9 protein-coding genes and 1 tRNA gene are annotated in these 12,775 nt (G+C 73.4%); 2 read left to right on the forward strand and 8 right to left on the reverse strand.

Going from position 1 to position 12,775, the window contains the following annotated elements:
• Positions 1 to 5 precede the first annotated feature (5 nt).
• From OG408_RS13175 to leuS, 5 genes are all read right to left on the reverse strand, one after another.
• Positions 6 to 2,558 carry a ComEC/Rec2 family competence protein gene (locus OG408_RS13175; RefSeq protein WP_326669980.1) on the reverse strand — a complete coding sequence of 851 codons (2,553 nt, stop codon included), beginning with the start codon at positions 2,556 to 2,558 and terminating at the stop codon, positions 6 to 8.
• A complete protein-coding gene (locus tag OG408_RS13180; protein WP_323177991.1) occupies positions 2,555 to 3,268 on the reverse strand; it encodes a ComEA family DNA-binding protein in 714 nt (237 codons plus the stop codon). Before OG408_RS13180 ends, OG408_RS13175 begins: the two co-directional genes overlap by 4 nt.
• 631 nt (positions 3,269 to 3,899) lie before the next feature.
• Positions 3,900 to 4,745: a DegV family protein gene (locus OG408_RS13185; RefSeq protein ID WP_266778659.1), complete on the reverse strand. Its 846-nt coding sequence runs from the start codon at positions 4,743 to 4,745 to the stop codon at positions 3,900 to 3,902.
• A 236-nt stretch (positions 4,746 to 4,981) separates the two neighbouring features.
• On the reverse strand, positions 4,982 to 5,704 hold the full coding sequence (locus OG408_RS13190) for a hypothetical protein (RefSeq protein WP_326669983.1): 723 nt from the start codon (positions 5,702 to 5,704) through the stop codon (positions 4,982 to 4,984).
• Positions 5,705 to 5,860: 156 nt separating this feature from the next.
• Entirely contained in the window at positions 5,861 to 8,734 is a 2,874-nt protein-coding gene (gene leuS, locus OG408_RS13195) for a leucine--tRNA ligase (RefSeq protein ID WP_326669985.1), read from the reverse strand.
• A gap of 393 nt (positions 8,735 to 9,127) precedes the next feature.
• On the opposite strand from leuS, the gene OG408_RS13200 reads away from it, so the two are divergent.
• Together OG408_RS13200 and OG408_RS13205 are read left to right on the forward strand one after the other, a co-directional pair.
• The gene (locus OG408_RS13200) at positions 9,128 to 10,501 is read left to right on the forward strand and encodes a hypothetical protein (RefSeq protein ID WP_266778665.1); all 1,374 of its coding nucleotides are present in this window, start codon (positions 9,128 to 9,130) and stop codon (positions 10,499 to 10,501) included.
• A complete protein-coding gene (locus OG408_RS13205) occupies positions 10,498 to 12,075 on the forward strand; it encodes an NADH-quinone oxidoreductase subunit NuoF family protein (RefSeq protein WP_266778667.1) in 1,578 nt (525 codons plus the stop codon). Before OG408_RS13200 ends, OG408_RS13205 begins: the two co-directional genes overlap by 4 nt.
• 60 nt (positions 12,076 to 12,135) lie before the next feature.
• On the opposite strand, the gene OG408_RS13210 is transcribed toward OG408_RS13205, so the two are convergent.
• The 3 genes from OG408_RS13210 to OG408_RS13220 all read right to left on the reverse strand — a co-directional run bounded on the left by OG408_RS13210 (position 12,136) and on the right by OG408_RS13220 (position 12,720).
• Positions 12,136 to 12,208 (reverse strand) — tRNA-Ala (locus tag OG408_RS13210).
• A 125-nt stretch (positions 12,209 to 12,333) separates the two neighbouring features.
• Positions 12,334 to 12,567: a hypothetical protein gene (locus OG408_RS13215; protein WP_266778669.1), complete on the reverse strand. Its 234-nt coding sequence runs from the start codon at positions 12,565 to 12,567 to the stop codon at positions 12,334 to 12,336.
• 3 nt (positions 12,568 to 12,570) lie between these two features.
• Entirely contained in the window at positions 12,571 to 12,720 is a 150-nt protein-coding gene (locus OG408_RS13220; protein ID WP_326669989.1) for a hypothetical protein, read from the reverse strand.
• Positions 12,721 to 12,775: the final 55 nt, after the last annotated feature.

Raw genomic sequence — 12,775 nt, forward strand, 5'->3', positions numbered from 1 at the left:
CTCCGTCATGACCGGCCCACCGCCCGCAGTCCCCGCCCGGCGCCGGTCACCGCGATCGCTCCGTCCCTGTCGGTGCGGAGCACCACCGCTCCCCCGGACCTGAGCGCCTCGACCGTCCGGGCGGCAGGGTGCCCGTACGGGTTGCCCCGGCCCACGCTCACCAGGGCCAGCCGCGGATGCGCGCTGCGCAGCAGGGCGGCGTCCTGGTGGGCGGAGCCGTGGTGGGCGACCTTGAGCACATCGACCGGAGGCAGTGCCGGGTGGCTGCGCAACAGTCCCTGCTGGGCCGGGGGTTCGAGGTCACCGAGGAGCAGCAGGGTGAGCCCGCCGGCCCGTACGAACAGGGTGACGCTCGCGTCGTTCGGCTCCTCCGGCACGGGGCCGACGGCCGGGCCCGCAGCCGTGGTGGTCCCGTCGCCCGGTGGCCACAGCGTCTGCCAGTCGAGCGGTCCGATCCGGCGCCGCTCGCCGGGGGCGGACCGCACCACGGGGACGCCGGCCGCGGCTGCCGTTCTCCTGACGAACGCGGCCTGCTCCGGGGGTTCGTCCAGGCTCGTCGTCTGGATCGCACCCACCGCCCTGCCCCGCAGCACACCGGCCAGGCCCCGCACGTGGTCGGCGTGGAAGTGGGTGAGCAGCAGCAACGGGACACGGGTGATGCCCAGGTCGCGCAGGCACCGGTCGGCGAGCCGGGGGTCGGGTCCGGCGTCGACGACGACTCCCGAACCGGGCCCAGCCGCCAGCACCAGGGCATCCCCCTGACCGACGTCGCACATCGCGAACGCCCAGCCGGGCGGCGGCCATCCGGTGATCACCCTGGTCAGCGGCACCGGGCGGAGCACCGCGAGCACGAGCAGCAGCGCGGCCGCCGCGCAGATCCAGGGCCGGCGCCCGACCCGCCGTACGAACAGCACCAGCAGCACCGTCAGCGCGGCCAGCAGCAGCGCCCCCGGCCTGCCGTCGGGCCAGTCGGTCTCCGCCCCGGGGAGCCCCGCTCCGGTCCGGGCCACGGACGCGATCCAGCCGGCCGGCCACCCCGCCACCCGGGCGAGCAGTTCGGCCACCGGCATGGCCACCGGCGCCGTGGCCAGCGCGGCGAACCCGAGCACCGTGGCGGGCGCCACCGCGAACTCGGCCAGCAGGTTGCACGGGATCGCCACCAGGCTCACCCGGGAGGCGAGCAGCACCACGACGGGCGCGCACACCGCCTGCGCGGCCGCCGCGGCAGCCAGCGCCTCCGCGAGCCGTGGCGGCACCCGCCGGCGTTGCAGGGCTTCGCTCCATCGCGGAGCCAGCGTCAGAAGCGCCCCGGTGGCCAGAACCGACAGGACGAAGCCGTAGCTGCGGGCCAGCCACGGGTCGTAGAGCACCAGCAGCAGCGCGGCGGCGGCCAGTGCGGGGATCAGCGACCTGCGCCGTCCGGTGCCGATGGCCAGCAAGGTGATCAGACCGCAGGCCGCCGCCCGCAGCACGCTCGGTTCGGGCCGGCAGACGAGCACGAAGGCGAGGGTGAGTCCGCCGCCGAGCAGAGCCGTAGCCCGCAGCGGGATCCCCAGCCGGGGTGCCAGTCCCCGGCGTTCGACGCGCAGCGCGCTGCCGGGCGGTCCGATGAGCAGGGCGAGCAGAATCGCCAGGTTCGCTCCCGAAACGGCCATCAGGTGGGTGAGGTCGGTCGCCCGGAACGCCTCGTGCAGTTCCGGCGTGACGCGCGTGGTGTCACCGACGACCAGTCCCGGCAGCAGCGCCCGCGCATCGGCGCCGAGGCCCTCGGTCGCGGCGCGCAGCCCGGCCCGCAAGCCGCCCGCCGTGCGCTGCAGACGGGTGGGTGGGCCGATGACACGCGGCGGCCCCTTTCCTCCGGGCCGCAGCACCGCGCTCGCACGTTCCCCCGCGTGCAGCGGCGGGGCGAGCCGGCCGTCGACGCGCAGCCGGGTGGACGGCAGCAACCGCTGCCACTGCGCGATCGCGTCGCCGGGTGTGACGACGACCAGTACCGGCGTGCGCAGGCGTACGGCCGTTCCGTCCCGCCCGGTCAGCCGGACGATCTCGGCGTCCAGGAGCAGGGACACCGGGGTGCTGTGGTCACCTCGTACCCGGGGTGTCGTGCGACGGGCGTCGGAGGTCAGGATGATCTCCGCCTCGATGCGCGCGAACTGCCCGGCGAGCCCGGGCACCGGCCCCTGCCGCGCACCGGCCTTGTACAGACCGGCCGACGCCGCCCCCGCCGCCCCGCAGAGCAGCACCGCCGCGACAGCCGTGGTGCGCAGTCGCCACCCACCGCCGGCACCTCCCTCCGCACGACCGTCACCACCGGCACGTGCCGCGCGTACGGCCCGGAGCGGCGCGAAGCCCGGCACGGCCACCAGGACCATGGCTGCCCCGAGGCAGAGCACCACCCCCACGGCCACCCAGCGTCCGGGCGCTCCCAGGGCGGAAGCGGCACCCACCCATGCCGCCAGCGCGGGCGGGACCAGCCGCAGATCGAGCGGGCCCTCCTGACGCGGATCGGAGAGTCCGAGCCGCCGCCCCGACGCCGCGTGGACGTCCTGGGAACTCACGGTCGCACCAGGGGCTGGAGATCCGCGAACCGGCGGTCGCCGATGCCGTTGACCTCGCGGAGTTCGTCGACGGACCGGAAACCCCCGTGCTGGGTCCGGTAGTCGATGATGTGCTGCGCCAGGACCGGGCCGACGCCCGGCAGGGTGTCGAACTGTTCCGGCGTCCCGCTGTTGAGGCTCACCGGTCCGGCGGGGGCACCGCTCGCCGCAGCCGGACCGCCGGTGCCTGCGCCCGTACCGCCCGCGGCAGCCGGGCCGGGCGGGGCACCCACGATGATCTGCTCTCCGTCCACGAGCACCCGGGCCCGGTTGAGGCCGTCGAGGTCCACGCCGGGGCGGGCCCCGCCCGCCACACGCAGCGCGTCCGCGACCCGGGACCCGGACGGCAGCCGGTGGATCCCGGGCCTTCGCACCTTCCCGCCCACGTCCACCACGATCTGCGCGCCCGGAACGCCTGAACCGGCCGGACCGGCCGGACCCCCCGGACCGGCGGCAGGCGCCGCCCCTGGAGACGGTTCGGGCGTGACGGGCCCGCCCGCGTCCGCGTCCGCCCCCGAAGCCGCGGCCTCACCGACACGCTCCGGAGCCCGAACGGATGCGGGGCGGTCGGACCAGAAGTGCATCGCGGCGAACACCGCAGCCGCGACGAGCACGACGGTGAGGGCGGCCAGCGTCTTCGGCTCCAGCCCGCACCTGAGCTGGAGCCACACCGGCAGCCGCTCCCGCAGCGCGGGAACGGCCCGCTCCCAACGACCCGCAGAAGCCGAACCCGTGGTCGAACCCTGAACCTCTGCCGGCCCCGGCCCCGGCCCCAGCCCCGGCCCCGCCACAGCCACAGGCGGAGAAGAGGACGCGACCGCCGTGGCGATGGAGGCCTCCGCCCCCAACCCCAGCACCGGCCGTGCGACCCGCCCCCCGTATCCGCCCGCCATGAGCGCATCCGCGCGACTGCGCGAGGCCGCGGCCGCGGCAGCGGTGGCGTTGCGGCCTCGCGACTGCCGCCTACCAGGTCCTGCGGCCGAACCACCCGGACCGCCCCGGACACGTCCGTCCGAGGCCGGAACACGGCCGGGCCCGCTGCCGGCTCCACCGGCCGTACGCACGGCGGCACGAGTCGCTGCACGGGTTGTCGCGCGAGCGGTTGCACGAGTGGTTGCACGATGTGATCGGGAAGCCATGCCTCACGACGCTAGGCACTTCCGTCGGATCCCGCCGAGCACACCCAATTCCGGTGGAAAACCAGCTGGTTGTGAACAACTCCGGCACTCCGGAGAGTGACGCCACAAGTAAGACCACCCAGCCACGCCGGAAGATCAGCCAAGCAAGATCAGCTGGGCAGGATCAGCGCGGAGAGATCACAGCTCCCAGCAGCCCCGGACCGGTATGGGCGCCGATCACCGCGCCCACCTCGCTGACATGCAGGTCGACGAGGCCGGGAACGCGCTCCGCCAGCCGCTCGGCCAGTCGCTCGGCCCGCTCCGCGGCCGCGAGGTGATGCACCGCGATGTCCACCCGCCCGCTGCCGGCCCGCTCGGCGACGATCTCCTCCAGCCGGGCGATGGCCTTCGAGGCGGTCCGCACCTTCTCCAGCAGTTCGATCCGGCCGCCGTCGAGCTGGAGGATCGGCTTCACGGCAAGGGCCGAACCGAGGAGGGCCTGCGCCGCGCCGATCCGCCCGCCTCGGCGCAGATAGTCCAGGGTGTCGACGTAGAAGTAGGCCGAGGTGCCTGCCGCGCGCTTCTCGGCGGCGGTCACGGCGTCGTCCGCGCTGCCGCCCGCCTCCGCCGCCTCCGCCGCCGCCAGGGCGCAGAACCCGAGCGCCATGGCGACCATCCCGGTGTCCACCACCCGCACCGGCACCGGGGCATCCTTCGCGGCGAGGAGAGCCGCGTCGTACGTACCGGAGAACTCGGCCGACAGGTGCAACGAGACGATGGCACTCGCTCCCGCGTCGGCCGCCGCACGGTAGGCGGCGGAGAAGACCTCGGGGCTGGGCCTCGACGTCGTCACGGAGCGGCGCTTCTGCAGGGCCAGCGCGAGCGAGCGGGCGGAGATCTCGGTGCCCTCCTCCAGCGCCTGGTCGCCGAGGACGACGGTCAGCGGCACTGCGGTGATGCCATGCCGTTCCATCGCCTGGGGCGGCAGGTAGGCCGTGGAATCGGTGACGATCGCGACATGGCGGGACATGAGCGGGAGATTACCTGCCGGGGCGGGGACCCGGCAGTCCGACCCCGACCGAATGATCAGTACCGGTCGCTTCGCGCCGCATCCTGCCACGTCCGTTCAAAGCCTCGCGACACGTCCGTTCAAAAGCCTCGTGCCCCATCCACGCGCAACCTCGTGCCACGTCCACGCGAAGCCCTCTGCCCCATCCACGCGCAGCCTCGCGCCCCATATCCGCCCAGAGCCTCGCCGTCCGACCCTCAGTTGGTGGTCTCCGGCCGCGCCGTCTTCTGCCACGGATACCCGGCCCCGGCCCGCCGAAGCGGGTCCGCGCCCGCAATGGCCTGGGCGGTCCCCCCGTCGGCTCCCGGGTCCTTCACGGGCGGCTCCTGACGGCGGTCCGCGGGGCGTGCCGTCCCCGGCTCCGGCTCGGGGTCCTCCGTCGTCCAGTGCCGCAGCGCACCGGCCTCCACGTCGATCTGTACGTTCAGCGCCGCCAGGTCGTCGTCGGCGAACTGCCGCGCCCGGTCACGCGCCGCCCACCGCAGCGACTCCGCGGCCCGGGTGATCCGGTCGGTGCGCTCCTTCAGGCCGGGCAGCAAGGACGCCACCGTCGCCCGGTCGGGCTCGCGCTCCAGCCGCTTCAGGTCCTCGTCCAGCTCACGGCCATGCACTCCGAGGCGCTCGAACAGTCCCAGCGACTCCGACAGCGAGGCGTCCTCGACCACACCCGTCTGCAGCGCCTCCTGCGTGGCGCGCATCGAGGTGCGCAGCGAGAGGCGGAGCTGGGCCAGCTCGCTGCCGACGCCCAGCTGTCCGTAGCTCTTGGCGCGCAGCGTGGTGTCCTCCACCGTGCGGCGGGCCTGCGTCAGCGTGCGGTCCACGCCGCGCTTCGCCGCCCCGATGACCTTGACGGTCGCGTAGACGCCGAGGGCCATGAAGGCGACGACGAGCAGCCCCAGAATCAGGATCACGGCTTCCATGAGCGCCCCTCGGATGGTGTGACGGCTTCCGGCACGGTTTCACCCGCTCCTCCACCGTAAACGGAACGGGCAGGCGGAGGGTTCCATTGGAACCCCCAACCTGCCCGTAGGGGAAAGCCCTCACACCGTCACGACGACGGGTGCCGCGGCCGCCGGCTAGGCCGGAACGATGTTCACCAGCTTCGGCGCCCGGACGATCACCTTGCGGATGCCCGCCCCGTCCAGGGCCGCGACGACCGCCGGGTCGGCCAGGGCCAGGGTCTCCAGCTCGGCGTCCGTGATCGACGGGGAGATCTCCAGGCGCGCCCGGACCTTGCCCTTGATCTGGACGACGCAGGTCACGGTCTCGTCCACGACGTACGCCGGGTCGGCGACCGGGAAGTCCTGGTGCACGACCGACTCGGTGTGGCCCAGCCGGCGCCACAGCTCCTCGGCGATGTGCGGCGCCAGCGGCGCCACCAGCAGCACCAGGGCCTCGGCGACGGAACGCGACAGCGGGCCGCCCGCCTTCGTCAGGTGGTTGTTCAGCTCGGTGACCTTGGCGATGGCCGTGTTGAAGCGCATCCCGGCCATGTCCCCGCCGACACCGTCGATCGCCTTGTGCAGCGCGCGCAGCGTGTCCTCGCCGGGCTCGGCGTCGACGACGGTGACCTCGCCGCTCTCCTCGTCGACGACGTTGCGCCACAGCCGCTGCAGCAGCCGGTACTGGCCGACGACCGCGCGGGTGTCCCAGGGGCGCGACACGTCCAGGGGACCCATGGCCATCTCGTACAGGCGCAGGGTGTCCGCGCCGTACTCGCCGCAGATCTCGTCGGGCGTCACGGCGTTCTTCAGGGACTTGCCCATCTTGCCCAGGACGCGGGAGACCTTCTCGCCCTCGTAGTAGTAGGCCCCGTCACGCTCCTCGACCTCGGCCGCCGGGACCGCGATGCCGCGGCTGTCCCGGTAGACGAACGCCTGGATCATGCCCTGGTTGTACAGCTTGTGGAAGGGCTCGGCGGACGAGACGTGGCCCAGGTCGTGCAGCAACTTGGACCAGAAGCGGGCGTACAGCAGGTGCAGTACGGCGTGCTCGGCACCGCCCACGTACAGGTCGACACCACCGGTCGGCTGCCCCTCGCGCGGGCCCATCCAGTACTGCTCGATCGCCGGGTCGACCAGCTTGTCGCTGTTGTTCGGGTCCAGGTAGCGCAGCTCGTACCAGCAGGAACCGGCCCAGTTGGGCATGGTGTTGGTCTCGCGGCGGTACTTCTTCGGGCCGGCGCCGTCGCCCAGGTCCAGCGTGACGTCGACCCAGTCGGCGTTGCGCGACAGCGGGGTCTCGGGCTGGGTGTCGGCGTCGTCCGGGTCGAAGGTGCGCGGCGAGTAGTCGTCGACCTCCGGCAGCTCCAGGGGCAGCATCGACTCGGGCAGCGGGTGGGCGATGCCGTCCTCGTCGTACACGATCGGGAAGGGCTCGCCCCAGTAGCGCTGGCGGCTGAACAGCCAGTCGCGCAGCCGGAAGTTGACGGTGCCCTCACCGACGCCGTGCTCCTTCAGCCACTCGGTGATCCGGATCTTGGCGTCGACGACGCCCAGGCCGTCCAGGGAGATCTCGTCGTTGGCGGAGTTGACCAGCTTGGCGTCGTACGAGCCGAAGGCGTCCTCCCACGTCGAGGCGTCCGTGCCGCGGTCGTCCGACGGCTCGACGACGCAGCGGATCGGCAGCTCGAAGGCGCGCGCGAAGGCGAAGTCGCGGGGGTCGTGCGCCGGCACGGCCATGATCGCGCCGGTGCCGTAGCCCATCAGGACGTAGTCGGCGATGAAGACGGGGACCCGCTCGCCGCTGACCGGGTTGGTCGCGTACGCGCCGGTGAAGACGCCGGTCTTGTCCTTGGCCTCGGCCTGCCGCTCCACGTCGGACTTGGCGGCGGCCTGCTTGCGGTAGGCGGTGACGGCCTCGGCCGGGGTGGCGTGGCCGCCGGTCCAGACCGGGTGGGTGCCGTCGGGCCAGGCGGCCGGAATGATCCGCTCGACCAGCTCGTGCTCCGGCGCCAGCACCATGTAGGTGGCGCCGAACAGGGTGTCCTGGCGGGTGGTGAACACGGTGATGTCGCCGGCGCCGTCGACCGGGAAGTCGACGCGCGCGCCCTCGGAGCGGCCGATCCAGTTGCGCTGCTGCAGCTTGATGGCCTCGGGCCAGTCCAGCCCGTCCAGGTCGTTCAGCAGCCGGTCCGCGTAGGCGGTGATGCGCATGTTCCACTGGCGCAGCTTGGACTTGAAGACGGGGAAGTTGCCGCGCTCGGAGCGGCCGTCGGCCGTGACCTCCTCGTTGGCCAGCACCGTGCCCAGACCGGGCGACCAGTTGACGGGCGCGTCGGAGGCGTAGGCCAGCCGGTGATCGCTCAGGATGTCGGCGCGCTCGGCGGCGCTCAGGGCGCTCCAGTCACGGCCGTCCGGGGTCGGGCGCTCGCCGGACTCGAACTGGGCGACCAGTTCGGCGATCGGCCGGGCGCGGTCCGCGTCGGTGTCGTACCAGGAGTTGAAGATCTGCAGGAAGATCCACTGGGTCCACTTGTAGTACTCCGACTCGATCGTGGCGAACGAGCGGCGCTTGTCGTGGCCCAGGCCCAGCCGGCGCAGCTGCGCCGTCATGTTCTCGATGTTGGCCTCGGTCGAGATCCGCGGGTGCGTGCCGGTCTGTACGGCGTACTGCTCCGCGGGCAGGCCGAAGGCGTCGAAGCCCAGGGTGTGCAGGACGTTGTGGCCGGTCATCCGCTGGTGACGGGCGAAGACGTCGGTGGCGATGTAGCCCAGCGGGTGGCCGACGTGCAGGCCCGCGCCCGAGGGGTACGGGAACATGTCCATGATGAACTTCTTGGGCTTGGCGGCCTGCTCCGGATCGCCCGCCAGGTCACCGGTCGGGTTCGGCGCCTCGTAGGTGCCGTCGGCGTCCCAGAAGTCCTGCCAGCGTGCCTCGATGTCGGCGGCCATCGCTGCCGTATAGCGGTGCGGCGCAGCAACGTCGGCTGCGGAATTCGTCTCGCTCATGATCCTCAAAGCTCCATCGATCGTCATCTGCCGGCGCCCACGTCTACGGACACGCGTCTGGGGAAACGAAAAATCCCCTCGCACAGGAGGGGACGCCGCGCCGATGCCGACCAGGCGTTCTCACCGGTCGGGACTGATCAGCGCGGCTCGCTAAGCAGAAGGCGTACGGCACGCATGGCGTCAGGGTACCGCACAGGCCCGGCCCCCTTCCGGGCACCGCCGGTCCGTGGACAGGACGCGATGCGAAACGTGCGGCAGAACGTCCGGGAAGCGGCGGTTACTCCGCGTAACGCCCTCTATCGGGGCAACCACTCAAACCCCGTACCGGCCGGTACGGCCCGACTTAGCATGCGGCAACGGGACCGCTTTGCCGAGCCATTCGGAGTCGCCCCCATGAACCCTCATCGCAGGATCCGCTCATCGGCCGCCCCTCTGCGGGGGCCGGGCCGACCGGTACAGGGCGGGCTGACCGTCGCCGTGCTGGTTCTCCTCCCGCTGCTCGCCGTGGCGGGCAGCGACGGTCTGCGCGCCACGTTCGACTTCACCGCCGGTGTTCTCTCGCTGGTCTCGCTCACCGCCGCGGTGGGCTGGGGCCTGCTCGCCACCGACCGGATGTTCCTCTCCTCCCGGCAGCGGCTGATCGGCCAGGCCGTCCACCGCACCGCCGCGGCCGCCTCGCTGGGCTTCCTGCTGCTCCATGTCACGGTGAAGGTCTCGCTGGGGCATGTGGAGCTGCTCGGCGCCCTCATACCCTTCGGGCTCGGCGTCGGCGGTACGGCCGGGCTGATCGGCTTCGGTGCGCTGGCCGGGCTGCTGATGGTGGTGGCCGCCGCGACCGGCGCCCTGCGCAGCGCCTTCGCCACCCCCAGCAGGGTCGCCGGACGCTGGCGGGCGCTGCACGCGCTGTCCTACCCGGCCTGGTGCGCGGCCCTGGTGCACGGCCTGTACGCGGGCCGGCCGCCCGCGGTCTGGGTCGTCGTCATGTACGGCCTGTCCCTGGCCGCGGTGGCGGCCGCACTGGGTCTGCGGATGCTGCCGCCGCCGGTGAAGCGGCGGATCGCCGCGACGGTCACCGCACTGATCAGGCCGGAGGCACTGCCCGAACCCGAGCCGGTGATCCGCGAGGCCCCGCTGCCCGGCGCTGACACCGCGGCCCTGCCGGGGGCGTACGGCACGGGCGACGCCGGCCGGGGCGGCCTCGGCCACCGGGTGCGCGGCACCCCGCTGCCCTCCTCCTTCGAACGCCCCCGGACCACCCTCGCGCCGCCGGCGCCGCCGCTCCACGAGGCCCCGCCCCGCAGCGCGGACCGCCTCTCCATGGGCCCGCTCCCGAGCCCTCCCGGCGGCCGTACGGACCCGGGTCCCGGCATCGCCGCCGGCTACCGCGCGGTCTCCCTGGCCACCGGTCCCACCGCCCCGCAGCAGCCGTCCGCGCGCTGGCCGGCGCCGTCCCCCGCCCCGCCCGCGCAGGCACTGCGCCCGCCGCCCGCGCCCGCGGAGCCGGCGCGCGCTCCGTACGAACCCGCGCAGCCGCGGCGTGCGAAGAACGATCCGTTCGCGCCCCGCGATCCCTTCGAGCCCGGTCCGGTCTTCACCCCCGTGCAGCCCGTCGGCTCCCCCTATGTCCCCGTCCAGGAGTCCCCGTACGGCGCCGGGGCGGCAACCTCTCCACTGCCGGCCGTCGACGACACCGCGCCGCTTCCGGGGCCGTTCTATCCGCCCCCGGCCGGAGAACCCTGGACCGCACCCGCAGGAGACCGACCGTGAACATCCCCCTCCCCGACGTCCCCGAAGTCCGCGTCGTCGGCCTCCCTCAGCTGACCAGCGGCTTCGACCTGGTGGAGCGGCTCGACCTCGGCATGCACCTGAAGGTGCACGGCCCGCTGGAACCGATGACCGGCGAACGCCTGGCGGAACTCGCCGAGTCCATCTCGCTGAACGGCCGCGGCGGTGCCGGGTTCCCCTTCGGCAGGAAGCTGCGGGCCGTCGCCAAGTCGTCGATCAAGCGAGGGGTGCGGCCGGTCGTCGTGATCAACGGCAGCGAGGGCGAGCCCGCCTGCCGCAAGGACACCGTGCTGCTCAACCGCGCACCGCACCTCATCCTGGACGGCGCGCTGCTGGCCGCCGAGGCGCTCGGCGCCCGCACGCTGATCGTGGCGGTCACCCGCAACTCCACGGAGATCTCGGTGCGCTCGGCGCTCGCCGAGCGGGGGCTTTCCGACCGGCGCGGCCAGGCCCTGCGCGCCCGGGTGGTGCGGACACCGGAGCGGATGGTGTCCGGTGAGGCCTCGGCCGTCATCCGGGCGGCCTCCGGTGGCCCCGCCCTGCCGCCGGGCCGCCGCGAGCGGGCCGCCGAGTCGGGGGTCGGCGGCGCCCCCACCCTGCTGTCGAACGCGGAGACGTACGCACAGCTCGCCGTCGCCGCCCGCATCGGCGCCCGCCGCTACGGGAACACCGGCCTGCCCGACGAGCCCGGCACGGTGCTCCTCACGCTCTCCGGCGCGGTCGCGCGTCCGATGGTCATCGAGGTGCCCACCGGAGTGCCGCTGCGGTACGTGCTCCAGCTGGCCGGCGCCCCGCCGCTGCCGCAGGGCGTGCTGACGGGCGGCTACCACGGCAACTGGATCACCGCGAACGCCACGCACGACGCCGTCGTCTCCCGGGAGTCGCTGGCCGCGGCTGGCGGGGCGCTGGGCGCCGGGGCGATCCTGCCGATCGGACCGGAGACCTGCCCGCTGGGCGAGTCCCTGCGGGTGGCGAACTGGCTGGCCGCCGAGACCGCGGGCCAGTGCGGCCCGTGCAAGCTCGGACTGCCGGCCGCCGCGGGCGGCCTCTCCGACGTGCTGAACGGCGGCGGGCCCGCCGCCCTTGAGGCGCTGCGCGAGGTGACCCTCGCGGTCAAGGGACGGGGCGCCTGCAAACACCCGGACGGTTCGGCGCGCTTCCTGGGCTCCACGCTCTCCGCCTTCACGGACGACCTGGCCGCGCACGTCCTGGACGGCGGCTGCGGCCGCCCGACGCTCGGCGTCCTCCCGCTGCCCGCACCCGGCTACCAGGATCTGGAGGAGTCCATTCCGAGCGGCGAGAAGCTCGCCGTGGACTGGACGCTCTGCCGGGGCCACGGACTCTGCGCGGACATCGTCCCGGAGCTGATCAGGCTGGGCCCCGACGGATACCCGGCGCTCGCGGACGCCGCCGTCCCGATGCATCTGCGGGGGCGCGCCCAGCGTGCCGTACGCCGGTGCCCCGCCCTGGCGCTCCGGATCGAGCAGCAGGCCCCCGAACGGCCCGCGCTGCCGCCTGCCGCCGGACGGAAGGCCCTGGGCAGCGGCCGGAGTTGACCGCACGACAAAGAGCAGCGGACCATCCGGTTCGGATGGTCCGCTGCTCGATCTTCACTGTGGAGCTAAGGAGAATTGAACTCCTGACCTCCTGCATGCCATGCAGGCGCTCTACCAACTGAGCTATAGCCCCGCGTCGCGCCGCCCGGTCTCCCGTGGCGACATCGAGAACATTACCGGTCTCCCCGGCCGTCCACCAAATCGTTTCCGATCGGTCCGCCCGCGGCCCCTCCACGGGCCCCGGGCACGGATCACCGGTCAGGCGGTGGCGAAGGAGTAGAAGCGCTTCAGCGTGCAGTGCTCCTCCAGCAGCCGGCCGTAGATCGGCTCCCCCTCCAGCTCCCGGTAGGTCTCGATGGGGTCTCCCTTTATGACCAGCGCCCGTGCACATTCCTCGCACCAGTACTGAAAATCCACGTTGACCGGGTCCATGTCCCTGACGATCGGCGTACCGCTGCCGCACCAGTCGCACTTCCGCCTGTGTGCACCCATGGATCAGCTCCGGCTGCGGCCGCGGGCCGTACACGAGTGGCGGGTTCCGGCGTCGCCGCCGGGCGTGCGGACCGCCGCGGGCGAGCTGCCGGCGCCGTCGCGGGCCCGGCGGACGAAGGGCAGGTCCGGGACCTCGTGGCGGCTCGCAGGCATCGCACACTCCATCCCGTTCGGTCCGTCTCCCCTTCCGGCGGTCCGATTCTGCCAT

Source organism: Streptomyces sp. NBC_01257 (assembly GCF_035917255.1).
Lineage (GTDB): Bacteria > Actinomycetota > Actinomycetes > Streptomycetales > Streptomycetaceae > Streptomyces.

What these genes read in the sequence shown, in the direction of transcription:
- OG408_RS13185 (WP_266778659.1), bottom strand. Translation starts at nt 4,745, where the DNA reads ATGTCCCGCCATGTCGCGATCGTCACCGATTCCACGGCCTACCTGCCG.
- OG408_RS13190 (WP_326669983.1), bottom strand. Translation starts at nt 5,704, where the DNA reads ATGGAAGCCGTGATCCTGATTCTGGGGCTGCTCGTCGTCGCCTTCATG.
- leuS (WP_326669985.1), bottom strand. Translation starts at nt 8,734, where the DNA reads ATGAGCGAGACGAATTCCGCAGCCGACGTTGCTGCGCCGCACCGCTAT.
- OG408_RS13200 (WP_266778665.1), top strand. Translation starts at nt 9,128, where the DNA reads ATGAACCCTCATCGCAGGATCCGCTCATCGGCCGCCCCTCTGCGGGGG.
- OG408_RS13215 (WP_266778669.1), bottom strand. Translation starts at nt 12,567, where the DNA reads ATGGGTGCACACAGGCGGAAGTGCGACTGGTGCGGCAGCGGTACGCCG.
- OG408_RS13220 (WP_326669989.1), bottom strand. Translation starts at nt 12,720, where the DNA reads ATGCCTGCGAGCCGCCACGAGGTCCCGGACCTGCCCTTCGTCCGCCGG.